Annotated in this window: 27 protein-coding genes and 1 pseudogene; 21 read left to right on the top strand and 7 right to left on the bottom strand. The window is 63.4% G+C overall.

Annotated features, from left to right (window positions below; translation table 11 throughout):
• Positions 1 to 2 precede the first annotated feature (2 nt).
• A complete protein-coding gene (locus tag BWQ92_RS00620) occupies positions 3 to 419 on the bottom strand; it encodes a DUF302 domain-containing protein (RefSeq protein WP_076797782.1) in 417 nt (138 codons plus the stop codon).
• A 34-nt stretch (positions 420 to 453) separates the two neighbouring features.
• Positions 454 to 711, bottom strand: coding sequence for a metal-sensitive transcriptional regulator (locus BWQ92_RS00615; protein ID WP_014920545.1), 258 nt, complete (start codon positions 709 to 711; stop codon positions 454 to 456).
• A gap of 120 nt (positions 712 to 831) precedes the next feature.
• Here BWQ92_RS00615 and BWQ92_RS00610 point away from each other — a divergent pair, with 120 nt between their 5' ends.
• From BWQ92_RS00610 to BWQ92_RS00565, 10 genes are all read left to right on the top strand, one after another.
• Entirely contained in the window at positions 832 to 1,449 is a 618-nt protein-coding gene (locus BWQ92_RS00610; RefSeq protein WP_076797781.1) for a rhodanese-like domain-containing protein, read from the top strand.
• Complete coding sequence (locus BWQ92_RS00605) at positions 1,446 to 2,204, top strand: sulfite exporter TauE/SafE family protein (protein WP_076797780.1); 759 nt, start codon at positions 1,446 to 1,448, stop codon at positions 2,202 to 2,204. The genes BWQ92_RS00610 and BWQ92_RS00605 overlap by 4 nt, the downstream gene beginning before the upstream one ends.
• A gap of 22 nt (positions 2,205 to 2,226) precedes the next feature.
• Positions 2,227 to 2,568: a rhodanese-like domain-containing protein gene (locus BWQ92_RS00600; RefSeq protein WP_076797779.1), complete on the top strand. Its 342-nt coding sequence runs from the start codon at positions 2,227 to 2,229 to the stop codon at positions 2,566 to 2,568.
• A 50-nt stretch (positions 2,569 to 2,618) separates the two neighbouring features.
• Positions 2,619 to 2,915, top strand: a complete 297-nt coding sequence (locus BWQ92_RS00595) for a rhodanese-like domain-containing protein (protein WP_076797778.1) — start codon at positions 2,619 to 2,621, stop codon at positions 2,913 to 2,915.
• Between the two features lie 51 nt (positions 2,916 to 2,966).
• Positions 2,967 to 3,329, top strand: coding sequence for a thioredoxin (gene trxA, locus BWQ92_RS00590; protein WP_076797777.1), 363 nt, complete (start codon positions 2,967 to 2,969; stop codon positions 3,327 to 3,329).
• Between the two features lie 107 nt (positions 3,330 to 3,436).
• Positions 3,437 to 4,849 (top strand): MBL fold metallo-hydrolase, encoded by a 1,413-nt coding sequence (locus BWQ92_RS00585; RefSeq protein ID WP_076797776.1) that lies wholly within the window; start codon positions 3,437 to 3,439, stop codon positions 4,847 to 4,849.
• A 109-nt stretch (positions 4,850 to 4,958) separates the two neighbouring features.
• Positions 4,959 to 6,233: an MFS transporter gene (locus BWQ92_RS00580; RefSeq protein WP_076797775.1), complete on the top strand. Its 1,275-nt coding sequence runs from the start codon at positions 4,959 to 4,961 to the stop codon at positions 6,231 to 6,233.
• Positions 6,234 to 6,452: 219 nt separating this feature from the next.
• On the top strand, positions 6,453 to 7,013 hold the full coding sequence (locus tag BWQ92_RS00575) for a recombinase family protein (RefSeq protein WP_076797774.1): 561 nt from the start codon (positions 6,453 to 6,455) through the stop codon (positions 7,011 to 7,013).
• 197 nt (positions 7,014 to 7,210) lie between these two features.
• Positions 7,211 to 7,516, top strand: coding sequence for a putative quinol monooxygenase (locus BWQ92_RS23785; RefSeq protein WP_076797773.1), 306 nt, complete (start codon positions 7,211 to 7,213; stop codon positions 7,514 to 7,516).
• Positions 7,517 to 7,609: 93 nt separating this feature from the next.
• Positions 7,610 to 7,834, top strand: coding sequence for a hypothetical protein (locus tag BWQ92_RS00565; RefSeq protein ID WP_076797772.1), 225 nt, complete (start codon positions 7,610 to 7,612; stop codon positions 7,832 to 7,834).
• A gap of 78 nt (positions 7,835 to 7,912) precedes the next feature.
• Here the strand turns inward: BWQ92_RS00565 and BWQ92_RS00560 are convergent, their stop codons facing one another.
• Entirely contained in the window at positions 7,913 to 8,806 is an 894-nt protein-coding gene (locus BWQ92_RS00560) for a LysR family transcriptional regulator (protein ID WP_076797771.1), read from the bottom strand.
• Between the two features lie 234 nt (positions 8,807 to 9,040).
• Between BWQ92_RS00560 and BWQ92_RS00555 the strand changes: the two genes are divergently transcribed.
• The 10 genes from BWQ92_RS00555 to BWQ92_RS00510 all read left to right on the top strand — a co-directional run bounded on the left by BWQ92_RS00555 (position 9,041) and on the right by BWQ92_RS00510 (position 19,559).
• On the top strand, positions 9,041 to 10,465 hold the full coding sequence (locus BWQ92_RS00555) for an NAD-dependent succinate-semialdehyde dehydrogenase (RefSeq protein WP_076797770.1): 1,425 nt from the start codon (positions 9,041 to 9,043) through the stop codon (positions 10,463 to 10,465).
• The gene (gene pcaC, locus BWQ92_RS00550) at positions 10,462 to 10,860 is read left to right on the top strand and encodes a 4-carboxymuconolactone decarboxylase (protein ID WP_216639962.1); all 399 of its coding nucleotides are present in this window, start codon (positions 10,462 to 10,464) and stop codon (positions 10,858 to 10,860) included. Before BWQ92_RS00555 ends, pcaC begins: the two co-directional genes overlap by 4 nt.
• Positions 10,857 to 11,765: an NAD(P)-dependent oxidoreductase gene (locus tag BWQ92_RS00545; protein ID WP_076797769.1), complete on the top strand. Its 909-nt coding sequence runs from the start codon at positions 10,857 to 10,859 to the stop codon at positions 11,763 to 11,765. The genes pcaC and BWQ92_RS00545 overlap by 4 nt, the downstream gene beginning before the upstream one ends.
• A complete protein-coding gene (locus BWQ92_RS00540) occupies positions 11,758 to 12,132 on the top strand; it encodes a hypothetical protein (RefSeq protein WP_076797768.1) in 375 nt (124 codons plus the stop codon). Before BWQ92_RS00545 ends, BWQ92_RS00540 begins: the two co-directional genes overlap by 8 nt.
• A 4-nt stretch (positions 12,133 to 12,136) precedes the next feature.
• Positions 12,137 to 13,015 (top strand): alpha/beta fold hydrolase, encoded by an 879-nt coding sequence (locus tag BWQ92_RS00535; RefSeq protein ID WP_076797767.1) that lies wholly within the window; start codon positions 12,137 to 12,139, stop codon positions 13,013 to 13,015.
• 161 nt (positions 13,016 to 13,176) lie between these two features.
• Positions 13,177 to 14,544 (top strand): MFS transporter, encoded by a 1,368-nt coding sequence (locus BWQ92_RS00530; RefSeq protein ID WP_076797766.1) that lies wholly within the window; start codon positions 13,177 to 13,179, stop codon positions 14,542 to 14,544.
• A gap of 86 nt (positions 14,545 to 14,630) precedes the next feature.
• Positions 14,631 to 15,737, top strand: a complete 1,107-nt coding sequence (locus BWQ92_RS00525; protein WP_083706174.1) for a zinc-binding dehydrogenase — start codon at positions 14,631 to 14,633, stop codon at positions 15,735 to 15,737.
• Positions 15,738 to 15,790: 53 nt separating this feature from the next.
• Positions 15,791 to 17,158, top strand: a complete 1,368-nt coding sequence (locus BWQ92_RS00520; RefSeq protein WP_076797765.1) for an MFS transporter — start codon at positions 15,791 to 15,793, stop codon at positions 17,156 to 17,158.
• Between the two features lie 1,850 nt (positions 17,159 to 19,008).
• Positions 19,009 to 19,221, top strand: coding sequence for a hypothetical protein (locus BWQ92_RS23780; RefSeq protein ID WP_076797693.1), 213 nt, complete (start codon positions 19,009 to 19,011; stop codon positions 19,219 to 19,221).
• Entirely contained in the window at positions 19,188 to 19,559 is a 372-nt protein-coding gene (locus BWQ92_RS00510; protein ID WP_076797764.1) for a nucleotidyl transferase AbiEii/AbiGii toxin family protein, read from the top strand. The genes BWQ92_RS23780 and BWQ92_RS00510 overlap by 34 nt, the downstream gene beginning before the upstream one ends.
• A 255-nt stretch (positions 19,560 to 19,814) precedes the next feature.
• Here the strand turns inward: BWQ92_RS00510 and BWQ92_RS24410 are convergent, their stop codons facing one another.
• The 4 genes from BWQ92_RS24410 to BWQ92_RS00495 all read right to left on the bottom strand — a co-directional run bounded on the left by BWQ92_RS24410 (position 19,815) and on the right by BWQ92_RS00495 (position 23,039).
• Complete coding sequence (locus tag BWQ92_RS24410; protein ID WP_076797763.1) at positions 19,815 to 20,327, bottom strand: EAL domain-containing protein; 513 nt, start codon at positions 20,325 to 20,327, stop codon at positions 19,815 to 19,817.
• Between the two features lie 35 nt (positions 20,328 to 20,362).
• Entirely contained in the window at positions 20,363 to 20,929 is a 567-nt protein-coding gene (locus tag BWQ92_RS24405; protein WP_157365048.1) for an EAL domain-containing protein, read from the bottom strand.
• A gap of 529 nt (positions 20,930 to 21,458) precedes the next feature.
• Positions 21,459 to 21,755 (bottom strand): hypothetical protein, encoded by a 297-nt coding sequence (locus BWQ92_RS23370; protein WP_157365047.1) that lies wholly within the window; start codon positions 21,753 to 21,755, stop codon positions 21,459 to 21,461.
• 168 nt (positions 21,756 to 21,923) lie between these two features.
• Positions 21,924 to 23,039: a fatty acid desaturase family protein gene (locus BWQ92_RS00495; protein WP_076797762.1), complete on the bottom strand. Its 1,116-nt coding sequence runs from the start codon at positions 23,037 to 23,039 to the stop codon at positions 21,924 to 21,926.
• A gap of 1,494 nt (positions 23,040 to 24,533) precedes the next feature.
• Between BWQ92_RS00495 and BWQ92_RS24085 the strand changes: the two are divergent.
• A pseudogene (locus BWQ92_RS24085) lies at positions 24,534 to 25,146 on the top strand (TetR/AcrR family transcriptional regulator).
• The last annotated feature ends 324 nt before the right edge of the window (positions 25,147 to 25,470 follow it).

The following is a 25,470-nucleotide window of genomic DNA, read 5'->3' as shown; positions in this document are numbered from 1 at the left end:
CCCTACTTCGCCGTTTCGCCCAGGTCGGCGAGGGCCTTCCGGAGGCGGGTGCCGGCGTCGTCGGCGATCTCCTTGACGGCCGGTGCGGCGCTGAGTTGGACCATGGTCTGGGGGTCGATGGCTTCCACCGTGGTCTTCTCTGCGTCCTTGTTCCGGCGCACCACGACATTGCACGGCAGCAGCGCGCCGATTTCGGGTTCGGTTGCGAGGGCGCGGCTGGCCAGGGCCGGATTGCGGGCCCCGAGGATGACGTAGTCGCCCACAGCGTCCGCCGCTTCAGCGCCAAGCTTGGCTTGGAAGGTGGAGCGGACGTTGATTTCCGTGAGGATCCCGAACCCTTGAGCTGCAAGGGCGTCCCGGGCGCGGTCCAGGGCTTCGGCCCAGGGAAGGTCGACGGTGGTAGTGAGTGTGTACGTCATGGGTCTCCTTTGGGCTGATCGACGGCTGGCCTGATTAGGCGAGGGAGAGGAAGAGCTTCTCGAGGTCTTTCTTGTCCATCGTTGCGTCTTTCTGGACGATGCACTGCTCAAGGCCCGTGGCGATGATGGCAAACCCGGCCCGGTCCAGCGCCTTCGAGACAGCGGCGAGCTGGGTGACGACGTCCTTGCAGTCCCTGCCTTCTTCAAGCATGCGGGTGACTGCGGACAGCTGGCCTTGGGCGCGCTTCAGCCGGTTGATGACAGGGGTGAGTTCTGAGGGATTGAGTTCCACGGGTTTCTCCAATATCGGGGCTTGGATCAATCTTATACCCCCTAGGGTGTTTTGACTACCCCACGGGGTATCTGGAATACTCGGTGGGGTATCCCCCCGCCCCCTTCCGAGAGGCCAACCGTGACTTCCCCTTCCACAGCACCCGCCGTTACTGCACTCGCCCCTGAAACCCTCCAGTCCTGGTTCAAAGAGCACCAGGACCTCCTGGTCATCGACGTCCGCTCCGCCGCAGAATTCGAGTCCATGCACATCCGCGGCTCCTACAATGTGCCGCTACCGCTTTTGTCCGAGCACACCGACGAGCTCGCCGCCCGCCTGGGTTCCCGCGTGGTCCTGGTCTGCCAGTCCGGCGTGCGCGCCGAGCAGGCCCGCCAGCGCCTTGCCAAGTCCGGTATCGACACCGCCTACGTACTGACCGGCGGCGCACCCGGTTTCGCTGCCGCCGGCGGGGACGTCGTCAAGGGTAAGGACCGCTGGGACCTTGAGCGGCAGGTCCGCCTTGTGGCCGGGTCCCTCGTGGTCCTGGGCCTGGCAGGCGGCAAGTTCGTCTCTCCGAAGATCAGGACGCTTGCAGGGGTCATTGGGACCGGACTGACGTTCTCGGCCGCGACCAACACCTGCGCCATGGGCAAGGCCCTCTCTGCCATGCCGTGGAACAAGGCCGCCAACGAACCCACCCGCGAAAGCGCCATCCTGCAGCTTCCCGTTCAGGTGGCCGCAGAGGACGCCGCGGCATGATCCCGGCCCTGGGTCTGGGGCTGGCCGTCGGCATCGTCCTTGGCGTAGTGGGCGGCGGCGGGTCCATCATCGCCGTTCCGGCCCTGGTGTACGGCGTCGGGATGAGCCCTGCCCAGGCCATTCCCACCTCCCTGCTGGTGGTGGGAATCTCCTCGCTGGCGGCCCTGTTCCCGCGGAGCCGGGAGGGCCTGAACTGGCCGGTCATCGCCCTGGTGGGTGCGGCGGGCATCCCCGCTGCCTGGGCAGGCGCGGCCGTGGGCAAGCTGCTGGACCCGAACATCCTGATGCTGGCCTTCGCGGCGATCATGGTGGTGGCGGGCATCCGGATGCTCAAGAAGCCGCGCGAAACCGAAGGGTCCTGCAGCGTTGGACCCAACCGGGCCTTCCGGTCCTGCGCCCCGAAGGCCGTGGGGGTGGGCCTGCTCGTCGGGTTCCTCACCGGGCTCCTGGGCGTGGGCGGCGGCTTCCTCATCACTCCAGCGCTGACGATCTTCCTGGGCCTGCGCATGAAGCAGGCCGTGGGGACCTCGCTGGCAATCATCGCCGTCAACTCCGCGGCAGGGTTCAGCGCCCACGCCGCCGGCTACACCATCGACTGGACCACCACATTGGCATTCGCGGTCCCGGCCATCGCAGGATCGCTCGTTGCCGCCCGGTTTGCCCGTCGCCTCAAGGACAAGCACATCCGTATCTCTTTCGCGGTACTCATCTTCGCCGTCGCGGCGTGGGTCACCGCCGGCACGGTCACCGCCTGACCCATCCATAGAGGAGAACACCATGGGACTGATCGATTCCCTCAAGAAGGCCTTCAGCAAGCCCTACAAGACAATCTCGGTAGCGCAGGCCAAGGACCTCCTGGGCTCTGGGGCCACGCTCATTGACGTCAGGTCAGCCCAGGAATGGCGGACCGGACGGGCGCCTCAGGCCAAGCACGTCCCACTGGACAGGCTGCAGGCCAGCACCGCCGGCATCCAGAAAACCCGTCCGGTGATCGCCGTCTGCGCCTCCGGCGTCCGCTCGGCCTCAGCAGCCCGGCTCCTCGCCGCCAAGGGATACGACGCCTACTCATTGCGCGGCGGCATGGCCGCCTGGCGCCAGACCGGCGAACCCGTCCGCTAGGCAAGCAACACTTCCACACACCAGCCGAACCACTTCGAAGGAGAACCCCCATGGCTGAAATCACCATTACCGAAGCCGACCAACGCCGCTCCACCGCCCGCATCCTGGACGTCCGCGAGGACTTCGAAGTCGCCGAAGGCATGATCCCCGGCGCCCTGCACATCCCCATGGGCCAGCTGCAGGCCCGCTTGGGCGAACTCGACCCGGCCGTGCCCGTCATCGCCGTCTGCCGCAGCGGCAACCGCAGCGCCGCCGTCGCCGACGCCCTCAACGGCGCCGGCTACAAAGCGGACACCATGACCGGCGGCATGACCGCCTGGACCCGCGCCGGACTCCCCACCACCTAGGCACCCCGCCGCAGGGCAACCACCCACCCGCCCGAAAGGACACGACAGATCATGACAACCATCGACATCACCGACCAATCCTTCGCCCAGACCCTGGAGGACAACAACATCGTCTTCGTTGACTTCTGGGCAGCCTGGTGCGGCCCCTGCCGCATGTTCGCCCCCACCTACGGAGCCGCCGCCGAACGGCACCCGGACATCACCTTCGCCAAGGTCGACACCGAAGCCGAACAGGCCCTTTCCGCCGCAGCGAACATCACCTCCATCCCCACCCTCATGGCCTTCAAGGACAAAAAGCTGGTTTTCTCCCAGCCCGGAGCGCTCAACGCCACCGGACTCGAAGAGGTCATCCAGGCCGTCAAAAACCTGGACATAGACAAACTCCAGCCTTCCGAAAACCACCAGCAGGCCTAGCACACGTACCGTTTGCCCGGCGCACATTCCTCATTGCGATATACCCCCAGGGGTATTACACTTAAATCAATCCCCCCAGACACCCACTCCATGAAGGAGAACACCAGATGCTTATCGAGCGCATTTACGATGAAGACCTCGCCCAGGCCAGCTACCTGATCGGCTGCCAGGCCAACGGCACCGCCATCGTCGTTGACGGCCGCCGCGACATCGCGGTCTACCAGGAACTGGCGGAAAAGAACGGCATGAAGATCGTCGCCGTCACCGAAACCCACATCCACGCCGACTACCTCTCCGGCACCCGCGAGCTGGCCGCCGCCACTGGCGCGAAGATCTACGTCTCCGGCGAGGGCGGACCGGACTGGCAGTACGAATTCGACGGCGAACGCCTCTACGACGGTGACAAGATCACCATCGGCAACATCAGCATCCAGGCCCTCCACACCCCGGGCCACACTCCCGAGCACCTGTCCTTCCTGGTCACCGACGGCGCGTTCAGCGACCAGCCCGGCTACCTGCTCTCCGGTGACTTCGTCTTCTCCGGGGACCTGGGCCGGCCGGACTTGCTGGACGAGGCAGCCGGCGGCATCGACACCCGTTTCGACGGTGCCAAGCAGCTCTTCGCCAGCCTGCGGGATAAGTTCCTGACCCTGCCGGACTACGTCCAGGTCCACCCGGCCCACGGCGCCGGCAGCGCCTGCGGCAAGGCTCTCGGCGCCATCCCGTCCTCCACGGTTGGCTACGAGCGGCTCTACTCCTGGTGGGGTCCCTACCTCGCCGCCAATGACGAGCAGGGCTTCATCGATGAGCTCCTCGACGGCCAGCCCGACGCCCACGCCTACTTCGGTCGGATGAAGCGGGAAAACCGTGAAGGCCCTGTCGTGATGGGTGAGCGGACGCCGCTGCCCGAACTGGCAACCGGCATCGTTGCTGCTGGCCTGGCAGAGGACACCCTGACGTTCATCGACACGCGCCCCAACAGCGACGTCCACGAAGGAACTGTTGCCCGGTCCCTGAACGTGCCGGCAGGCAAGTCCGTGGCCAGCTACGGTGCCTGGGTCGTGAACCCCGAGACGGATAAGAACCCGTTGGTGCTGCTCGCAACAGACCAGGAACAGGCTATGGACGTGTGGGACCACCTGGTCCGGGTCGGCATCGACAACGTCGCCGGCTACGTCACCAGCATCGAAGGGCTCCCCATGACCACCCCGAAGCTGATCCAGCCCGAGGACCTGCAGGGTTCTGACGTCGCCTTGGTCGTGGACGTCCGCAACCGCAGCGAACACATCGCCGGGAACATCCCCGGCTCGTACCAGCTCAGCGGCGGCCGGATCATGTGGCACCTGGACAAGCTCCCCACCGACGGAACCATCGTCACCTACTGCCAGTCAGGCGTCCGGAACTCGGTCGCGGCCAGCGCCCTGCGCCGCGCCGGGTACGACGTCGTCGAACTCGACGGCAGCTACGCCGCCTGGGACGCCCTCCAGCAGACCCGACAGAACGCCGTCCCAGCAGAGTAAACCCCTAAGACCGCCCGGGCAGGACACCCTCCTGCCTGGGCCCGCCCGGCCACGTCCCCCACGTGTCCGGGCACCTTTATGTCCCCGGCAAGAAAGAGAGCATCCCGGTATGGCCAGAACAAAGGCGGGAAGCACCCTTGACTCCGCCGGCGTCACTCTGGGCCTGCGACAGAACCTGGCGCAGTTCATGCTGCTGATGGCAGTCAACGCCCTGGTGGGCGGCACTCTTGGCCAGGAGCGCACCGTGCTGCCGTTGCTGGCAGGGCAGGTTTTCCACTTGGACCTGTACACAAGCGCCCTGACCTACATCCTCGCCTTCGGCCTGTCCAAGGCCGCGACAAACTACTTCGCGGGAACACTCTCTGACCGGTACGGCCGCAAACCCGTCCTCGTCACAGGATGGCTGGTAGCGATCCCCGTCCCGCTCATGCTCATCCTTGGCCCGTCATGGGGATGGCTTGTCGCGGCCAACGTCTTCCTCGGCATCAGCCAGGGCCTGACCTGGTCCACCGCCGTCATCATGAAAATGGACCTGACGGGCCCGAAACAGCGCGGCCTCGCCATGGGTCTGAACGAAGCGGCAGGCTACCTCGGCGTCGCCGTCACTGCCCTCGCAACCGGCTACATCGCCTCCACCTACGGACTCCGGCCCGGCCCGTTCCTCCTCGGAGCCGCCTACGTCGCCCTCGGGCTGGGACTGTCAGCCTTGACCATTCGCGAGACCCACCACCACGCCAGGACCGAGGCTTCCCTGCACGTAAGTGCACACAAGAGTGCCGACGGCGGCCTTACCACGGGACAGGTTTTCACCCTCACCAGCTTCAAAGACCGCTCACTCTCCGCAGCCAGCCAGGCAGGACTGGTGAACAACCTCAACGACGGCCTCGCCTGGGGCCTCTTTCCGGTCCTCTTCGTTAACGCCGGGCTAAACCTGAACCAGGTAGGGATCCTGGCCGCCGTTTACCCCGCGGTCTGGGGCGCCGGGCAGCTCTTCACCGGTGCCGCCTCAGACCGGTGGGGCCGCAAGTGGTTCATTGTGACCGGCATGATCGTCCAAGCCGCGGGACTGGCGATAGTCGCTGCAGCCCACAGTTTCGGGCCCTGGCTCGTCGCCGCAGTCCTCCTCGGTACCGGGACGGCTATGGTCTACCCCGCCCTCCTCGCTGCCATCGGGGACGTCGCACACCCCACCTGGCGGGCCCGCTCCGTCGGGATCTACCGCCTCTGGCGTGACGGCGGCTTCGCCGTCGGTGCACTCCTGTCGGGTCTTCTCGCAGACCTGTATGGGATTCCCGCAGCCATCGCGACCGTCGCCGTACTCACAGCCGCCTCCGGCCTGGTGGTCGCCGTTCGAATGCGCGGCAACGACCACATAAGCGGGTAGAAATTGACCCTTGGCCCGGCACGTCAGCCCCGAATGACTCCGCGCGCATGCACTACTGTCAGCGGTCAGCTATAGGCAGTCACGACACATAGCGACAACAGAACGCCGCCAAGCACCGCCAAAACCCACACCTCGCCGGCGTTCTCATAAACGATTCTCAAAACAATAGGCTCAATTCAACACCCACGGACGGGTTTCGAGAACGGAAGTTTTTGATTCATGACGACGCATCGCATCGGGTACGCCAGGGTTTCCACGCGCGATCAGAATTTGTCCCTGCAGCTTGATGCGCTCAAGGCAGCTGGATGCAACCGGATCTTCGACGACGTGATGAGCGGAGCGAAAACGCAACGTCCAGGCTTAGATCGGGCACTTGATGTTCTGCGGGAAGGCGACACGCTCGTTGTCTGGAAGCTCGACCGGCTGGGCCGGAGCGCTAAGGACCTCCTGGAATTCGCCGGGAGGCTCAGCGAGCAGCAGATTGGATTCATTAGCCTGACGGACGCAATCGACACGACCACGGCCTCTGGGCGTTTTTTCTTCAATGTCATGGCCAGCCTGTCGCAGATGGAGAGGGATCTCCTGGTCGAGCGAACTCAGGCTGGCTTGCTTGCCGCGAGGGAGCAGGGACGGGTGGGCGGTAGAAAGAGAGTCATGACGGAGTCGAAGATCCGCTCGGCCAAGAAGCTCCTGCGTGAAGGCATAGCACCCAAGGACGTTGCCAGGGACTTGGGCGTCTCCGTGCCCACTCTCTACCGCTGGATTCCCGCGGGGTCCTGATCACGGAGACAAAGGTTCAAGCCACGGCACCGGGTCGACCCCGACGGAAAGGCCCGTGCCGTGGTCGTTCTCAGTTTGAGAAGGAATGCTTGCCAAACTGCCGCTACATCGGACAGGCGAGCATCCGTACGCTGAAGGTATCGAATCGAGGCACGGCCCGATTCCCCCTCCAACCTAAACATTCCCGAAGGAGAGCTGTGTTCAACGTAGTCGCCCATTACGGGACGAAGCCCGGAGTGACCGACCAGGTACTAGAACTGCTGGGCGCCATGGCTGAAGCCACCCGCAAGGAGCCGGGCAACATTAGCTATGACTTTTACCGCGGCGTACAGGATACGACGCAGATCGTGATCCTGCAGTCTTACCACGACGCTGATGACTTCAACCGGCACCGGGAAAGCCAACACTTCCTGGAGTTGGGCGCCACAAAAATCATTCCGCGGCTCGCTTCCCGCCACGTCTCCACCTATACCACCGAGGTGATCCCCAATGAAGTTCCCTGAGCGGCTCCGGCGCATTTGCCTCGCCGTTGTGAGCGCCTATTGCGACGGACTCTTCCAATCCATGCCCGTGACCTTTGCTGAAGGGAAGCAATAATGAGGCAGCAATTCCGTGCCACCCAGGACTGGACACTTCTTGCAGCGAACGACCCAGTTGAGGTCGTTGAATCAAACGGGCGCCGGTATCCGGCCGTTGTGGACACCAAGACCGCCGATTCCACCGTGGTCTGGGTCATCGACGAGTCAGGCTCCCGGCGCGCTTTTGATTATCGCGAGGATGTCGGACTTAACGTCCTTGTCGAAGGCGCGCTCATCTCCTGAGCGGCACGAAACAGCGCGCAGCCTGCACAAGACCGCCCCCGCTGAAACTCGCAACTCAGCGGGGGCCCTTTGTGTCTGTCAGGCTGCTGCTTCCTCCGCCTGATCCAGGGGGTTCAGGTGTTCTTTGAGTTCGGTGATGAATGCCTTGAGGTTCGCTGACCGGCAGTCGCGGCGCCACATCAGCCAGGTTTCGGCCCTGCCCAGTTTGCCCGGGATCACGTGGGCGTTGACTTTGCTGGCCCCCGGCAAGGTCTCCAAGAGGGATTTGGGCATCATGCAGATACCTCCTCCGGCCGCGACGCAGGCGAGCATGCTGTAGTACGAGGAGATCTCCACGATGCGTCCGGGAACGATCCCTTGGAAGTCGAGCCAGTCTTCAAAGCGCTGGCGGTAGGAGCAGATGGTCCCGAACATGAACGCGGTCGGGTGGGAGGCCTTGAAGTCGTCGTCGATCTCCGTCACGGTTTGCGGTGTGAGGATCACCAGGTCCTCGGCGAACGCCCGAATGCCAGTCAGTGCCGGCACTGCCGGTTTTCCGTCCGAGAAGGCTGCTGTCAGCTGCCCGTTGAGGAGGTGGTCGAACAGCACACCCGATGATGCGGCTTCCAGTTCAACGTCGACCGCCGGATAGTGCAGATGGAAGCTGGCCAGGATCGGCGGGATCCGCACCGCCGCCGTGCTTTCCAAAGCTCCGAGCCTGAACTTTCCCCGGGGCTCGCCCTGGGCAGTGAAGGCCTTGGCGTCATTGACGAGGTCGATGATCTTTTGCGCGTGGTCGCGGAAAAGCTCACCGTCGGCAGAGAGGGAACTCTGGCGCTTGTCCCGGACCAGCAGTTTCACGCCCAGCTCACGTTCCAGCTGCTGGATGCGCGTGGAAACGTTGGACGGAGCACGAAGCAACTTGGTCGCCGCCTTGGTGATGCTTCCCGTCTCGGCGACGGCGAGGAAGATTTCCAGCTGCGAGATCTCCATTGTCCTCGTTCTCTCTCGATGAAGTAACAAACCGTGAAGCATCACGTACACAGAAGGATCGCAGGAGGGGCGGAAACTAGCAACCCCGGGCGAACTCGTTCTGGCGAAAAGATGGCCAGGAACCATCGTTCTCTCTGCGAGAAGTGAAACTTCGGAAACTTCTTATTTATCAAAGTGTCGGAGGCTTCTAGAGTCGTTGTTAGTCCCATCACACGAACTCTAAGGAACACATCAATGGGCATCATAGAAGTTGCCGTCGCTAAGTCGACGAACCCTGCCACAGGCGAAGACGTTGCGGCATATCCCTATGTGGATGAGAACGCCGTAGTGGAGATTCTCAACACTGCTGCGAAAGGGTTCGCAGCCTGGAGCGAGACATCCGTGGAAGTGCGCTCCAACGTCTTCCGGAAGCTGGCAGACCTGCTGCGCAGGGACACGGTGAAGCTGGCCAGCGTGATCACCACCGAAATGGGCAAGCCAGTAACCCAGGCACAGGCCGAGGTCACTAAGTGCGCCAACATGCTCGACTGGTATGCCGAGAACGGCCCTGCCATGCTGCAGGACACCCCGACCACCATCGGTCCCGAAGCGTATGTCTCCTACCTGCCCACAGGCACCGTACTGGCGATCATGCCGTGGAACTTCCCGGTCTGGCAGATCTTCCGGGGCGCAGCCCCGATCATCCTAAGCGGTAACGGATACCTGCTGAAGCCGGCCTCGAACGTTGTCGGGTGCGCCCTGGCCCTGCAGGACCTGTGGGAGGAGGCAGGCCTGCCGAAGGGCACCTTCGCGGTCGTCAACTGCGACCGCCACCAGGTCCCGGCCATCATCCATGACCCGCGGATCACCGGCGTGGCCGTGACCGGCGGGACCGTAGCGGGCCAGAGCGTCGCCGCAGAAGCCGGCCGCGCCCTGAAAAAGGTCATCCTTGAACTCGGTGGTTCTGACCCGTTCATTGTCCTGGCGGACGCGGACCTGGATAAGGCCGTTGACGCTGCAGCCACAGGCCGCATGGTCAACGCCGGCCAGGTGTGCATCTCGGCCAAGCGGATCATCGTCGAGCGTCCGGTGTACGCAGAGTTCACGGCCAAGCTTGCCCGCAAGGTCGAGGGCTTCAAAGTCGGCGACCCGACCGACCCGGAGACCTTCGTCGGACCGATGGCCAAAGAGGAAGCCCTGCTGGATGTCGATGACCAAGTGAAGCGTTCCGTCGCTGAAGGCGCCGAACTCCTGACCGGTGGTCACCGGCTCCCCGGGGTAGGGTCCTTCTACGCTCCGACTGTCCTGGCCGGCGTCACAGAGTCCATGACCGCCTTCAAGGAAGAAATCTTTGGCCCGGTTGCCACGGTCATCGCCGCCGACGACGCAGAGGACGCGCTGGCGAAGGCCAACAACTCCGAATTCGGCCTGAGCGCAGCCATCTGGACCGGTGACAACGCCAAGGCCCGGGACATGGCCCGGAAAATCGACGCCGGCGGCGTCTTCATCAACGGACTCTCCGTCTCGGACCCCCGCATCCCGATCGGGGGAGTGAAGAAGAGTGGCTTCGGCCGTGAACTCTCCTACCTCGGAGTCCACGAATTCACCAACATCCAGGCGGTCTGGGACCAGACCCCCCTCAACGCCGCCGAGGAAGCAGCACAAGGAGCAGCACAGTGAGCACCGCAACCCTGAACCAGGAACTGTTCGACAAGGGCCTGGCCACACGCCGCGAAGTACTCGGCGACGCCTACGTTCAGCGCAGCCTGGACAGTGCCGACGAATTCTCCATGCCGATGCAGGAACTCGTCACCCAGTACTGCTGGGGTGACGTGTGGAACCGCCCCGGGTTGGAACGCGCCCAGCGGAGCCTGATCAACCTGGCCATGATCAGCGCCCTGAACCGGCCCCACGAACTGAAGGTCCACGTCCGCGGAGCCATCCGCAACGGTGTCACCAAGGAGCAGATCAAGGAAGTCTTCCTGCAGGTCGCCATCTACTGCGGTGTCCCGGCGGCACTGGAAAGCTTCCGCCTCGCCCGCGAGGTCTTCAAGGAAATGGAAGCTGAAGCATGAGCACCATCGGCTTCATCGGACTGGGCAACATGGGCTTCCCCATGGCCTCCCGCCTCGCCGAAGCCGGCCACACGCTCATCGTCGATGACCGGGACCAGGGCGCTATTCAGCGCTTCCAGGACCAACATCCCGCTTCCCGCACCGTCACCGGCCTCAAGGCCTGGCAGGAAGTGGACATCATCATCACGATGCTGCCCAACTCCGACATCGTCGAAGCCGTCCTGACCGGCGGAGTCGCCGCCGCCGCGTCACTGAACACCCTGTTCATCGACATGTCCTCCTCCGAGCCGATCCGTTCCCGTGACCTCGGCGCCCGGCTGGAACAGCAGGGCATGCGCTACCTGGACGCCCCGGTTTCCGGCGGTGTCCGCGGAGCCAAGAACGGCCAGCTCGCCATCATGGTCGGCGGCCGCTGGCAGGACATGGACCAGGCCAAGGAACTCTTCGATGTCCTGGGCAGATCCGCCATCCACGTGGGCCAAGCCGGCTCCGGACACGCAGCCAAAGCACTGAACAACCTGGTTTCCGCGGCCTCGGTCGCCGCCACCGTCGAAGCACTGCGCGTTGGTGAACGCTTCGGCATCGACCCGAAGGTCCTCAACGATGTGCTGAACGCCTCCTCCGGACGCAGCAACACGTCCGAGAACAAGGTCGCACAGTTCATGCTCAGCGGCACGTACGGATCCGGCTTCCCGATCGGCCTGATGACCAAAGACATTAAAATCGCCACCGCCCTCGCCGATTCCCTAAACGTGGCGGCACCGTTCAGCCACGACTGCGAGGCCATCTGGCAGTCCGTCCTTGACGCCGGGCACGGCGCCGAGGACCACACGAGGATGTTTGAGTACCTCGCCAACCCCATCACCACACCTGCTTTCACTGATGAAAGGCAAATCAATGCGTGACTTCGCACAAGTGCTGCAGACCGCGAACGAGGACTTCGAGTTCACCCGCGAAATGCGCTACTACACCGGCAAGCTGCACGTCGCCGTCGGCGACAAGGCCTGGCTGGCCACCTACGATGACGGCAAGTTCCTTTCCGTTGAACCGTCAGACACAGACCCGCAGGATTCAGCCATCTGGATCAAGGGCACCGATGAGCAATGGGACGACATGACGGCACCCTTCCCGCGCCCGTTCTTCCAGTCGCTGCAGAGCTCCTCCGCCAAGCACGGGGTGCTGCTGAGCAACACCCACCAGCTCTACGCCTACCTGCCGGCTCTGAACCGGCTCATGCAAATTTTCCGCCAGCTCAACCGCGAAGGAGCGTAAGGTCATGGCAAAGTTCGAACCCATCAAAGGCGGGTACGTCTACCTCACCGTGGAGGACGTCGAATACCGGGTCTACTACGAAGAGGCCGGCCAGGGCATCCCGCTGATCGTCGGGCACACCGCCGGCTCCGACGGCCGCCAGTACCGTCACCTGCTCAATGACGCCGAGGTCACCTCCCGCTACCGGGTCATCGCGTTCGACCTGCCGTTCCACGGCAAGTCACTTCCCCCGCATGGTGAGAAGTGGTGGACCAAGGAATACAACATGACCAAGTCCCGCATGATGGCCTTCCCGAATGCGCTCTCCGAAGCCCTGGAACTGGACCGGCCCGTCTACATGGGAAGCTCCATGGGCGGGCACCTGGCCATCGACCTGGCCTCCAACTTCGACGACCGCTACCGGGCCACGATCTCCGTCGAAGGCGCATTGCGCTCCGCGGCCGAATACGTGGAAGTCGGCATGGACGGCATCCGCCGCGAATTCGACAACCCTAACGTCTCGCGCACCTCTACCGGCGCTGCCATGATGCTGAACATCTCCCCGTACTCCCCGGAGGAGAACGTTCGCGAGATCCAGTGGGAATACCAGTGTGGCGGCCCCGGTGTCTTCGCCGGCGACCTCTATTACTACTACTACGACCACAACGTCAGCCCCGAAGAGGCCGCCGCGATCGACACCAGTAAGTGCATGCTCTACTTCCTGACCGGTGAATACGACCCCAACACCTCGCCGGCTGATACGAAGGAAGCCGCGAACCTGGTGAAGGGGTCGAAGTTCTGGGAAATGCCCAGGCTCGGACACTTCCCGGTCACGGAGAACTACGACGAGTTCCGCAAGTTCCTCCTGCCGATCCTCGAAGAAATCGAAAGCAAGTCCGCTTAAGGACTCCCTGATGGCGGGCCGGGTCCACCGGCCCGCCCGACGCGCCGCACATCGGGCGCCCCACTGACAGGCACTGCTGCCGCCAAGTCCCTAGGCAGTCACGCCCAAAAACAGATGTAACCCCCATCACATTCCTCTTTACCCACCAATGGAGGTGGATCATGTCCCCCATCAGCAACACGGCTTGGCGGCCGGCGCACGTCACCAACGGGCAGATCAAATTCGCCACCGTCCTCGCCCTCCTGGCCTGGGCATTCGCCGTCTACGACTTCATCCTCTTCGGCACCCTGCTGCCTGAACTCGGCAAGTCCCTCGGCATGGATGAGGCCGCCCAGGCCGGCCTCGTGACCTGGATGTCCGCCGGAGCAGTAATCGTCGGCCTCGCCGCAGGCCCCGTCATGGACAAGTTCGGCCGGAAGGCAGGTATGGCCTTCGCCACCACCGGCGCCGGGGTCGCCTCTGTGCTGACCGCCCTTGCCGGTCTTCTTCCCGCCCCCTTCCTCGTCCTGATCCGCTCCTTCAGCGGACTCGGCCTCTCCGAGCAGGGCGTCAACGGCGCATACCTCAGTGAGCTCTATGGCGCCTCCGATGACCCCCGCATCAAGAAGCGCCAGGGCTTCATCTACTCCCTCGTCCAGGGCGGCTGGCCTATCGGCGCCATCCTCGCTGCAGCGCTTACCGCTGTCCTGCTGCCCCACATCGGCTGGGCCGGATGCTTCGTCTTCGCCGCTATTCCGTCCTTTATCGTTGCCGCCCTGACCCGTAAGCTGCGCGAATCGCCGCAGTTCGAGGCCATCTCCAAGATCCACCAGCTCCAAAAGAGCGGCGCCCATGCAGAGGCTCAGGAGATTTCTGCAGCCCTCGGCATCGAGGAGCACCACAAGCCCAGCACCATGGCCGACATCTTCCGCGGCCGGAGCCTGCGCACCACCCTCTCCCTGGGACTCGGGCACGTCCTGAACTACTTCCCTGTCCAGGTCTTCAGCGTCCTCGGAACCACCGTGATCACCACCATCCACCACGTCTCGTTCACGAATTCGCTGGCCATCCTGCTGATGTCCAATGTCGTGGCCTACCTCGGCTACCTCACCCACGGCGCCCTGGGCGACCGGTTCGGCCGCCGAAACGTCATCGCCTTCGGCTGGATCACCGGCGGCATTGTCTTCACCGCGATGATCTTCGGCCCGAGCGACTTCTGGACCGTGGTCGCCCTCTACAGCGTCGGAACGTTCTTCCTCATCGGCCCCTACTCCTGCGTGCTGTTCTTCGTGGGGGAGAGCTACCACACCCGGATCCGTGGGCGCGGTGCGGCGTTCGTCGCAGCAGTCGGCCCCATCGGGGCGATCCTGGCCAGCGCCGCAGCCACCGGCATCCTTGGAAGCGGCGGCACCTGGGCGACGGCAGCCTTCTACTTCGGCGCGATCCCTTGCGTGCTCTCCGGAGTCGCAGTGTTGTTCGCCCGGAAGAACCAGCACGTGGCGGACCCCGTGCATACAGGAGCGGACGTCGTCGTCGAGGTCGCCGAATAGGGCGAGAGCTCCATACCGGCAGCTGCCGGGACTGTTTCCAGCCCCGGCAGCTGCTTTCCATACCTTCGTTTTGAAAGGGACTTCGAATGCATGAAACTTCCTACGGCCGTGTCGCTGTGATGACCAGCCCCAGGGTTCTCGACTACGCCGAATACGCGCTTCCCGCCCCTGAACCGGGTGCGATCCTCATGAGAGTCAGCAGGGCGAACGTCTGCGGTTCCGAACTCCACATCTGGAACGGCAAGCACCCCGTGAAAAAGAGCGGTGGCCTGGGCCATGAAATGGTAGGCACCGTCGCCGCTATCGGCAAAGACCGCGCCACAGACAATGCAGGCCAGCCGCTCTCTGTCGGAGACCACATCGTCGCCACCTACTTCCAGACCTGCGACCGCTGCGCACGCTGCTTGGGTGGGCAGCCAAACCTCTGCGACAACGCATACGAATTCTTCGGGAAACAACCGGGCGAGGCACCACATTTCCACGCCGCTTTCGGTACGCATTACTACATCCACCCCCGGCAGCACGTCTACAAGGTTCCCGACGAGATCCCGGATTCCGTGGCAGCCAGCGCCAACTGCGCCCTCTCACAGGTCACCTTCGGCATCGACCAGATCGGGCTCCAGTACGGTGAGACCCTGCTCATCCAAGGAGCAGGGGGACTGGGCCTGAACGCCATCGCGGTGGCAAAGGAACGCGGAGCTGCCGTTATCGTCATCGACCGATCCGAACCCCGGCTTGTCCAGGCGCAGCGCTTCGGCGCCGACCACATCATCAACATGGGAGAGATTCCTGAGCTTGATGACCGGATCGAGGTCATCCAGGGCCTGACCGCTGGCCAAGGCCCTGACGTGGCCATGGAAGTCACGGGCGCGCCCGCAGCGTTCAGCGAGGGACTGCAACAGCTGCGCCGCGGCGGGCGCTACGTCGTCATGGGTAACCTGTCACCCGGCTCCACCGTGCCGTTCGACCCCGGCTATGTCACGCGCAAGGCACTCACGATCAGGCACGTGGACCGTTACGAAGGCCGGTATCTCCACAAGTCCCTGAAGTTCCTGGCCGAGCACCAGGGCAAGTACCCCTTCGGTGCCCTCGTGGACGCGACCTTCACCCTGGACGGCGTCGAAGAGGCCCTAGAGAAGTCGCTTGCCCGAGAGGTTACCCGCGCGGCCATCGTCATCGACGAAAGCTCCTAACCCACGCACTCGCAACGGGACCCGCTCCCGCTCCTCCTGAATGGACACCAAACATGGCCTCAACACGTGGCGCTCTCACGCCTGCCCAAATCCGGCGTAAGAGCCTGATCTCCGGCACCGTCGGCGCAATCATCGAATGGTACGAATACACCGTCTACGGCACCGCCGCAGCCCTTGTCTTCGGCACCCTCTTCTTCCCCTCGACAGAACCCGGCGTCTCACAGATCGCCGCCCTCGCCAGCTTCGGCGTCGGATTCCTCGCCCGCCCAGCCGGGGCCTTCGTCTCAGGCCACCTTGGAGACAGGATCGGACGCAAGTCGACCCTGATCCTGACCTTCCTCATCATGAGCGGTTCCACCGCCGCCATCGGCCTTCTCCCCACCTATGACACCGTTGGCTTCTGGGCTCCCATCCTTCTCTGCGTGCTGCGCCTGACCCAAGGCTTCGCGGTGGGCGGCGAATGGGGCGGAGCGGCAATCATCGCCGTCGAAAACGCGCCCGCCCGCCGGCGCGGGTTCTTCGGCGCCTGGCCACAGATCGGCGTCTCCTGCGGACTGCTCCTCGGCACCGCCGCCGTCGCCATCGCCCAAACCATTTCCGGTGACCAGTTCAACGTCTGGGGATGGCGTGTGCCCTTCCTCATCAGCATCGTCCTGGCCGCCGTGGGCCTTTACATCAGGCTCAACGCCTCCGAAAGCCCAGCCTTCCTGGCTGCCAAGGCAGAAGCCGAACGCAAGCAGGAACACCAGAAGGCGCCGATCCCGGTGGTTTTCAAACACCACCGCAAACCGCTGATCATCGCCCTGTTCTCACGCTTTGCCGAGGCCGGAAACTACTACCTCTTCACCGTCTTCCTGCTCTCCTACGTCGCCACAACACTAAAGCTACCCGCGACCTACGGGCTGATCGCGGTGATGATCGGTTCGGCACTCAACATCGTCATGATTCCCGTTTTCGGCGCAGTCTCGGACCGAATCGGCAGGAAGAACACCTTCTTCTTTGGTGCAGCCGTCATCATCGTCAGCGCCTGGCCCATCTTCGCGATGATCCAGACCGGGGACCCACTAGCCATCATCGCCGGCGTCACCATCTTCCTCACACTCGGCCACGCCGCCGTCTACTCGGTCCTCCCGGCCTTCTACTGCGAACTGTTCCCGACCGAAGTCCGGTACACCGGCATCTCCGTCGGCTACCAGACGGCGGCCATCCTCCTCGCCGGGTTCACCCCCGTGATCGCCAGCAGCCTCGTCCTGTGGTCTGGTGGCACCTGGCCGCTGGTCGCCATCATTGTCCTCACTACGGCCATCGCCGTGGCCGCCGTCGCCGCGGCCAAGGAATCAAAGGATTTCGACCTGGACACCATCGGCAAGACACCCTCGACCGCGCGTGAGCACCTAAGCCGAGCAACCCGCAGCAGCTGAAAGCCAGCGACTGTCTGGCTGACGACGAAGTTCCCCGGGGAATCGGCAACACCTGGCGTTCCGCGACCACACACTCGAACAGCAGGCCGGCACTCACTAGAGTGCCGGCCTACTGTTCCAGTACCGCCACCAGCGGATGTCTCATGAGACACGTGAGCTCTACAGAACGGCAGGTGCGATACAACTGCCATGTCACTTCGCAAGACCGGATTTGTTCAGCTTCTTCCTGGACAGCCGTCGGTCTAACCCATTGGCCAGAACGTCAGGAACAATCACGGCCTTATTCCGGTCGGTTCCTTCTCCTGAGTTATCGAGAACCCCAGCCCCTCTTCGGCCGCCGGACACACCCATAGCTAAAGGTTCAAAGGAGCCTGTCTGCCGTAATCAGACCCAACGACCTTCCGAAGCAGAAGTTCTCTCCCAACTGCTTACATCCCCCGCGTTAACGCCTATATCAGATTTCGTCGGCCTGGAACGCGCCTGATGGCTGACGCGTGCTGGAAGCGGTTAGGTCCTGATCATGGCCTATTTCATGGCCTATTTCATGGTCTGCCCCATGAGAGGTCCGAAGGAGGTCGCAGCGCTATGACGTTCGTTGAATTTCAGCCCCCGGCTCGTTCCGCACAGAAGCGCTCAGCGAAGGTCGTGCGTCGGGCTCCGGTTTGCCCCGAAGGAATGGAGATTCGAGGCGTAGAGGTGGCGTGTGTCGAAAGGGAACTCTCACGTAGGGAAGGCAGCTGCACTTCGCTGGGCAGCGCATCAAGGGCGCAAAAAGAGGGTGTGCACATTGTGCACACCCTGGGCTTCGGATTGAGTTGTACCGGCGTCGGACTGGTTCGGATTGGGGATGTTTTCGGGGGAGTGCCGTGTTTTCAAGGGTTGGCGCCCGGTTCGAGTCCCTCCTCGGGCACGGCATACCCCCTCGTCAGAGGGGGTTTTTGCTTTAATGTGTGGACATTGACCCTGTTGGGTCCCTCTGACGTTTATCGCGGCCTGTGCCTGGGGCCCGCGGCGCCCTATTTAGTTGTGCGGGTGGCGGGTTCAGGGCCGTGGCTGGGTGGCCCTCCGCTTGCTGGTATCTGGCGCTATTTGGTCCTCCTTGAGGGGTTGGTGTGATGGCTGTGTCTGGTTATTCACCTATTCATGGGCAGTGGATGTCGCGATGACATGACCTCGGGAAGTTTTTTCCAGACTTTTTTCTCGATCGGTGGTCCCGCTGCTGCCGATACGGGTGGCCAGCGTGCGGGTTTGTCCGGCCATGGTGGGCGTGCACAATGTGCACACTTAAGTCTGACTTTTCTCCGTGCACGGGCGGCATCCTTTCTTCCTTTTGGCTAATACCTGTTCATACGGCGACGGGCGCTGCGCGGCATGACCTGCCGGTTATTTCTTTTGCCGGCTGCGGGTTGCGGTTTTGTTGCCGACGCGAAGGGTTTCGGGCAGTGACGCCTCAAGTCCGGATCCTGCCGGCAGATAGGATGGTCAATGCTTTCCGAGGTGTCATGACACCCTGTAATTTTGGAAGCGGAAGGACAGGGACTTGGTCAGGAGGGCGTGATGTCGGCCGGCACAACGAGGCATACGATCCGTATTGACGATGACTTGTGGGACCAGGCCCATGCCAAGGCTGTCAGGGAAGGCACAACCGTTTCTGAACGGGTTCGGACGGGCCTGCGGGACTACGTTTACGGGCCAGAGGCCCGGCACACCATAGCTGATTCCCTCGTCTACCTGATCCCGGGTGCGCTTGAGCATCTGAAGGCCCGGCGTCGGGTACGGTGCAGCTGCCGGTCCATTTGGACTGGGGACCGGGCAGGGGCTACGACGTGGGTGACGATGGAAGCTGCGCCGTGCTGTACCAGCTGGCGCTGCAGAACTCGGGGTCGGTCGATGAGATCGGCCGCATCGTAAACGCCGGCCGCTTGCTTGCCCTGTGGCCCTCGATGCGGCTGCCCGACCGGTGCCGTCAAGTCTGGGAGACGGCCTTTCCTCAGCTACCCAAGCACCGTGAAAGCCGGGAGCATCCTTCGTGGACGACGCTCAGCGCGCAGCAACCGGAATAGCGCTGTCCGTTCTCGCCGACGACGGTTTCATCCTCGCCGGCGGACAGGCACTGGCCGAACACGGCGTGATCGCCCGGATGTCAGAGGACGTCGATCTGTTCGCGCTGTACCGAAGGCACACCCCTGAAACGTTCGCGGCGTCCGTGGACAAGATGAGAGCAGCCCTTGAATCGGTAGGATACACGGTCGAGGTCACCCGCCAGTACCAGGCGTTCGCCAGCCTGACAGTGGAACAGGGCGACACGACGGTCGTCATGGACCTCCAACGGCGGCAGGCGCCGCCACAGGTAGCCTGCCGCCCGAGGCCCACGGCCATTCACAGGACGAGAGATACATAGATAAACAGCAGCCGGGCCAGCGTTTCCAGCGGCGGATGGCTCCTGCTGAGCAGCGAAAAGCCGTCGAACATCAGGTCGGACCAGATACCACCACTCCTGCCAGGCTCCCACAGAAGACGGGAAGTAGCCGCTCCGAATAACTCTGCGCGGGCGCGCATCCGCGCTGCCACAATCTCGCCCACGAGGACCTCAACATAACGTTCGCGTGGCACATCGCAATATGGCGGGAGCCGAGCAGGGGAGGCCTCCGGTCACTCAGATGTCGGTGGAGGGGTTCCGGGTTTCCATACGTGGTTCCGGGGCCCTGTGCCGTGCCCGGCTGGTGCCTTCTGGGGCGAGGGCTGACCAGGTGGCCCAGTCGTTGGGCTCGAGCGTGGGTTTGCCGAGGAAGTGTCCCTGACCGGCGGAGATTCCCAGTCGGGTCAGGACGGCCAGTTCGTTGCCCGTTTCGATTCCCACCGCCGCCAGGACGGCACTGGTCTGTCGTCCGAACTCGACGAGGTCGGCCAGGAGATACTGGCGGCCGGGATCGGTGTCGATGCCGGCGACAAGGTCCGGGCGGACCTTGAGGACATCGGGTTTAAGCACCCGGATGTGGCGCATCGAGGCCGCGTCCGGTCCGGCTTCATCGACCGCCAGCCCCATGCCGCTACGGCGCAGTGGCCTCAGGGCGTCCAGAAGAGGGCGCAACTGTCCGGGTTGGATCCGCTCCGTAAGTTCCAGCATGATCCGGGCTGGTTCCACAGCAGCGTTTTCCAGGATCAGCAACAGCCGCGGATCAAGGCAGACCGTCGGGGAGATGTTCAGGGCCAGGACCAGTGGGCCGGCAGGTCCTGTGCTGCCGCCAGCGCAGTTCGCAGTGCCGAGAATTCAAGGTCTGCCGCCAGGCCGACGGCTGCAGCATTCCGGAACCAGGACCCCGCGTCGTCCCCGTTTTCCCACACGAAGCGCGTCAGGGCCTCTGCGCCGATGACTTCCTTCCGGGCCAGGTCGTGGATGGGCTGGAAGGCGGTGACCAGCCTGTCGCCCCGGAGGACGGCCTCGATCGCCGCCCGTTCCTGGCCAGGCCTGCCCATGTCCCGTTCGCCCTGGTGCCGATGGACGTCCTCCCGAGGGGGTCTTGGCTTCCCGGCCAGGTGCCTGGCCAGGGCACGGGAAAAGACAAGGTGCTCACGGAGGGCGGTCTCCGGGTTTCCGGGGTGCGCGGCGACGTGTTCGCGTAAGCGTTCACGGGCCTCCTCCCCGGCGGGATCAGTGCCGCTCAGGACCGCCTGAATGATCTCGTACGCCTGTTCCCGCACCAACGGGGCGCCGCCGCCAGGCAAGTCCTGCAGCGGAAACGGGTCCTCGTCGGGGAACCGGCTCTCCACCAATGATCAAATCCTTTCGTGCAGGCTCACGCCCACTGCCATGCATTTCCTTTGTTGGAAGTGGGCCAATCCCCCGTAGGGACCCGGATGCATCATAAACACCGCAGGACACCAGGTAGTATTTTGGAGAATGGGTCGCATCCACGGTAGGAGTGCGCTGCATTCCTGGTCTGCCTTACGGTGAATTAATTCGGCAGCAGAGTGGCTCCGGAAACGACCATGCTCAAGCTAAACCTGCACGAGCCGCACCGTTGATCAGGGTTCTTACCATTGGTTCCGAACCCTGCTTCGATTCTCCCGTTACTTCTTTAATGCCCGAGCTTTGATGTGTAAGATTGCGCTGGTCCACCTCGCGGCCGCGATAGCTGGCCTCACCCAGGTTGTGAATGACCTCCGTGGCGTAGGAAGAGAGCCGACTCGGGCGCAGCGGCTTGGAAGACGGTCCCGCCGCCGGGCATGAGCATGTAGCCGAGGAACTCCGCGTCGAAAGTCACGATGCCGGCCGCAACAGCTTCAAGCTTGGCCTTGATCAGCAGAGACAACTGACGCCAGGAATGGCGCGCGGCTTCCAGGTCAGCCGGGTGCTCTTGACCGTTGATGTTTCGCCGCGCTGGCTGGTGCCGGGCACCCTAGGCGGATCGGTCGGCTCAGGGTGCGGCACGATCAGACGAAACTGATGGTCTCCGAAACCGAAGGTGACCGCTCCGTTGCCGTGCTCGGAAGTGATACGGCAATCATGGGCCCCGGCCCCGTCGAGCATTTGCTTGATGTCCATTTGGAGCGAGGAGCAGCTGAGGGAAGCGCCCCGAACGTAGTTGCTATTCATGATTCAGCGTACGCCTTTCGGGTCTGCAAAGGGCCGTCCGGCAGGAGCGGCGCTGGTGTCTGGAAGGATCTGAACGCGGGCCGCCAGCCGGGGACCAGAACGTGCTGTTCAAGCACCGCGCTGTGATGCGGACTGCTCGATGCTTGTGTTCTGTCCCCCTGCAGGCCACTACCTGCGCCTGTACTGGGCGGTCATGGGGCACTCGAAGGGGTCGCGCGCGGCGAGGCCCACCCTGTTCAGGTAGGTGATTACGGTGCCGTAGGAGCTCCAGATGCTGGTTTCGGTGTAGGGAACCGAAAGCCGGGTGCACTGCTCACGCACAAGCCGGCGGGCTTTGGCCAGATGCGGGCGCGGCATGCTCGGAAAGAGGTGGTGCTCCACCTGGTAGTTCAGACCGCCCATGAGCCACGTGGCCCACCAACCCCCGGAGATATTCCGCGACGTGCGCACCTGCTTAGAGAAGAAGTCCAGCTTCGCATCGCGGTCGATCACAGGCATGCCCTTGTGGTTGGGGGCGAACGTCGCACCCATGTACAGGCCGAAAACTCCCAGCTGGACTCCAAGGAACGCTAACGCCATGCCTGGCGGGAGCAGCAAGAAGAGCGGCAGGAGGACAGCGGCGAAGCGCAGCGCCAGCAGGCCAAGCTCGACCTGCGGCCCTTGACCGGTCCTCGGGAGAGCAGGTGGCGAAGGCTGAGATAGTGCAGATTCAGGCCCTCCAGTGTCAGCAGCGGGAAGAACAGCCAGCCCTGGCGGCGGGTGATCAGGGCACGAATGCCCCTGGCTTTGCCGCGTCCACGTGGAGGAAGAGATCGTGTCAACCTCGATGTCGGGGTCGCGGCCTACCTTGTTGGGGTTCGCGTGGTGGCGGGAGTGCTTCGAGTCCCACCACGAATAGCTCACCCCGCCACAGCGCCCAGAAGCGGGCGAGCACGTCGTTGGCGGTCCCCCTGCCAGGATTTGGCGGTGCCCTGCCTCGTGCGCGAGAAAAGCCACTTGCGTGAACAGAATTCCGAGCGCGGCGGCGATCAACAGCTGGAACCAGCTCGGCCCGAGCAGAACCGACAAGGCGGCACAGCCGGCGATCCCGATGGCAAGAACGCCGCCGACAAGGGCGTAGAACCACGGAGTCCGGCGCAGCAGGCCCGTCTCGCGGACCTGTTGGGAGAGCTGGAGGTACGCCTTGGTCAGGACAGGGAACGCCTGCGCGTCTGAGTAGGCGAGAGGCCCGCGAATGGGCAGGAGGGAGAGACTGGGGACGGTGGTGGTGATCGGAACACCCATTTCAGGCTACGTGCGCACAAGCGCAATCGGGAAACAATACTGTGTTGGAACCGGCGCACGGCAGGGACCTGCCGCCCGACTCTTCGGCAGACCGGACGGATTTCGCCGCTTAGCCCCGATAAGGACGGGGAGCGGGACGTGCAAGGCGCGGTGCAGGGTGTCCCCGCGGGGTTGCGGGCGCACACGCGGGTTAGGGGTTGATGCCGCGTCTGCTTAAGGAACCTTGCGTTTGCGGTGAACAGCGGGCACGGATCTCTTAGTCGGGCGCTTCCAGATAAGAAAAGAGAAGCCGGGTCGGGCCTCCGGAACGGGACCACCATCTGAGTGGACGCGTTTGAGCAAGCTTACACGTTCAATCGAACCCGCAGGATAAGATCACTTGCTTTGTAACTGCCAGGAGCGTGACGCCGCACTGCTGGACATCACGCCCACTGATAAGTTTACTTATCATCGTCAAGGGGAGGCGCCCCCGCCACAGGGGATGCTCACAGCACGGATACGTTAAGCCCAATCGTCATCCCCATCGTTCTCAGGATTGGCCTCGCGGCTCCCGTCACGGCTGGTCTTTACGGGCTGCATGAAAGAGGCGCAGTGGAGTAATCAAGGCCAGGGATTGGCCGGCCGCCGCCACCCCATCCTCCGCCTCGCGCCTCGTGCGCGTCGATCTCGTCCTGGGTCCAATGAGCCTTGGAAGACGCTGCCATGGCCTTTACCTCTTTTTACAGTCGGCTCGTCGGCACGACAACCAGGTCAAACCCGCCCGGCCTGTCTGGCCAGGTTCAATGGGCCACCATCGGCCCGCAACAACCCTACTTTTCCCCTAGATCGTCCGCGACGCGCCGGAGGTCCTGAACCCAGCCGGTGGAACGGCTCGGGGAACCCACACCAGCCTCAAAATTCATCAGCGCTTCGGCTACGTTCAAGCGCTTCTGAGATGTTGGCTTTGACCCCAGCATAACCTTCATCGGAACGGGGGTCAGACGAAGCGGCCAACAGTAGTTCCGCGCCCGATTTGATGACTAATGAGGCCTCGTACTCGTCCACACTCACACCCCGTGTCTTCAAATTGAACGGTGGGGAACCGCCCACAACACAACCTTACACACCCCGGGCGGCCATGCAGGAGCATACCGGTGCCCACAACTGCAGCGGCACCCTCCAAAGCACAGGATCCCCCAGCCAAAGAGAACGACGGCCACCGGTTCGCCGGCGCCGGACGAACAACTGGCCGTGCACCCCCGGCTGCCGTGTCACCGCCACCCCTTCATCGGGCCGAACATCGGCATCGGGATCCCCTGATGCTGGAGATGCTGTCTATCGTTCCAAAGGCGGCACCATCGGACAACCCAAGGCGGAGGAACCTCGAAGGTCGTGCAGGAGGCGCCCGCGGCTCACGTTGGCTTTCACTTGTCACGGTAGAGTGAGGCCAAGGGGGGATAGAGGGCAACAGTGGTTCCGCAGGCAGAGGCATCCGACCCGTCGGCTCCTGGTGAGCTGGCCGACGGGGGACGACGCGCGAAGTTGTCCCGGAAACGAACGCAGGACGCAGCTGCTGGTCGCGGCGCAGGAAGTGTTCGTAGCCTGTGGCTACCATGACGCTGTCATGGATGACACTGCGCGGGCTGCCCGGGTCACAAGCCGGTGCTGTACCAGCATTTTTCGTCCCAGCGCGAGCTGTACCTTGCTTTGCTGAATTTTCACTCACTGCGCTGACGGATCATCTGACCGGGGCACTCGACTCCACCACAGACAACAAGGAACGGGTCCGGGCCGTCATCCGCGCCTATTACCGCTTCATCGCCAGCGATGACCGCGCACATCGTCTTGTCTTCGAATCAGGGCTCATTAACGATCCTGAGGCCCGTGCCCGCCTCGAAACGTTTAGTAGAGGTATCGCTGACGAGATTGCCAGAGTCATTGCCGAAGACACCAGGCTCCTGCCTGTGGAGGCTGCCATGCTGGGCCGCGCCCTAGCCGGCCTGGCGTATGTCAGCGCATGCTACTGGCTGGAACCAGCGGGAACCACGACTTGGAGGTGGCCAGCGACCTGGTCTACCGACTGGCCTGGCGCGGAATCTCACGCTTTCCCGCCGATAGGGAGAGCTAAGACCTTCCCCCGGGGGCACGAACCCGCTGGGACTACCGACTGCCACGAAAGGTGACCTGCCGGGTATGAGCCATTTCACGTAGTGGCGCGCAGGTCGTAGAGTCAGTGGGCAACCGCGGTGGTGTCCCAGCCGCAGGTCAGGGGTGTGCCGGTGATGGTACCGCGGGTGGTCCAGGCGGACGTGCCGAAGGGGGCTGTCCGGATCCTGATGCTAGTTACGTCCGGCCACCAGAGCCGCCACGTAGTAGGCATGGCGGAGCCGGGTCATGACCTCGGTAGCCGGTTTCCGGTCCCCGTGTCAGTTGGCTAGCGGGGCGTGTAGAC

Source organism: Arthrobacter sp. QXT-31, from assembly GCF_001969265.1.
Taxonomy (GTDB): domain Bacteria; phylum Actinomycetota; class Actinomycetes; order Actinomycetales; family Micrococcaceae; genus Arthrobacter.
This window is presented reverse-complemented; position numbering and strand designations above follow the sequence as displayed.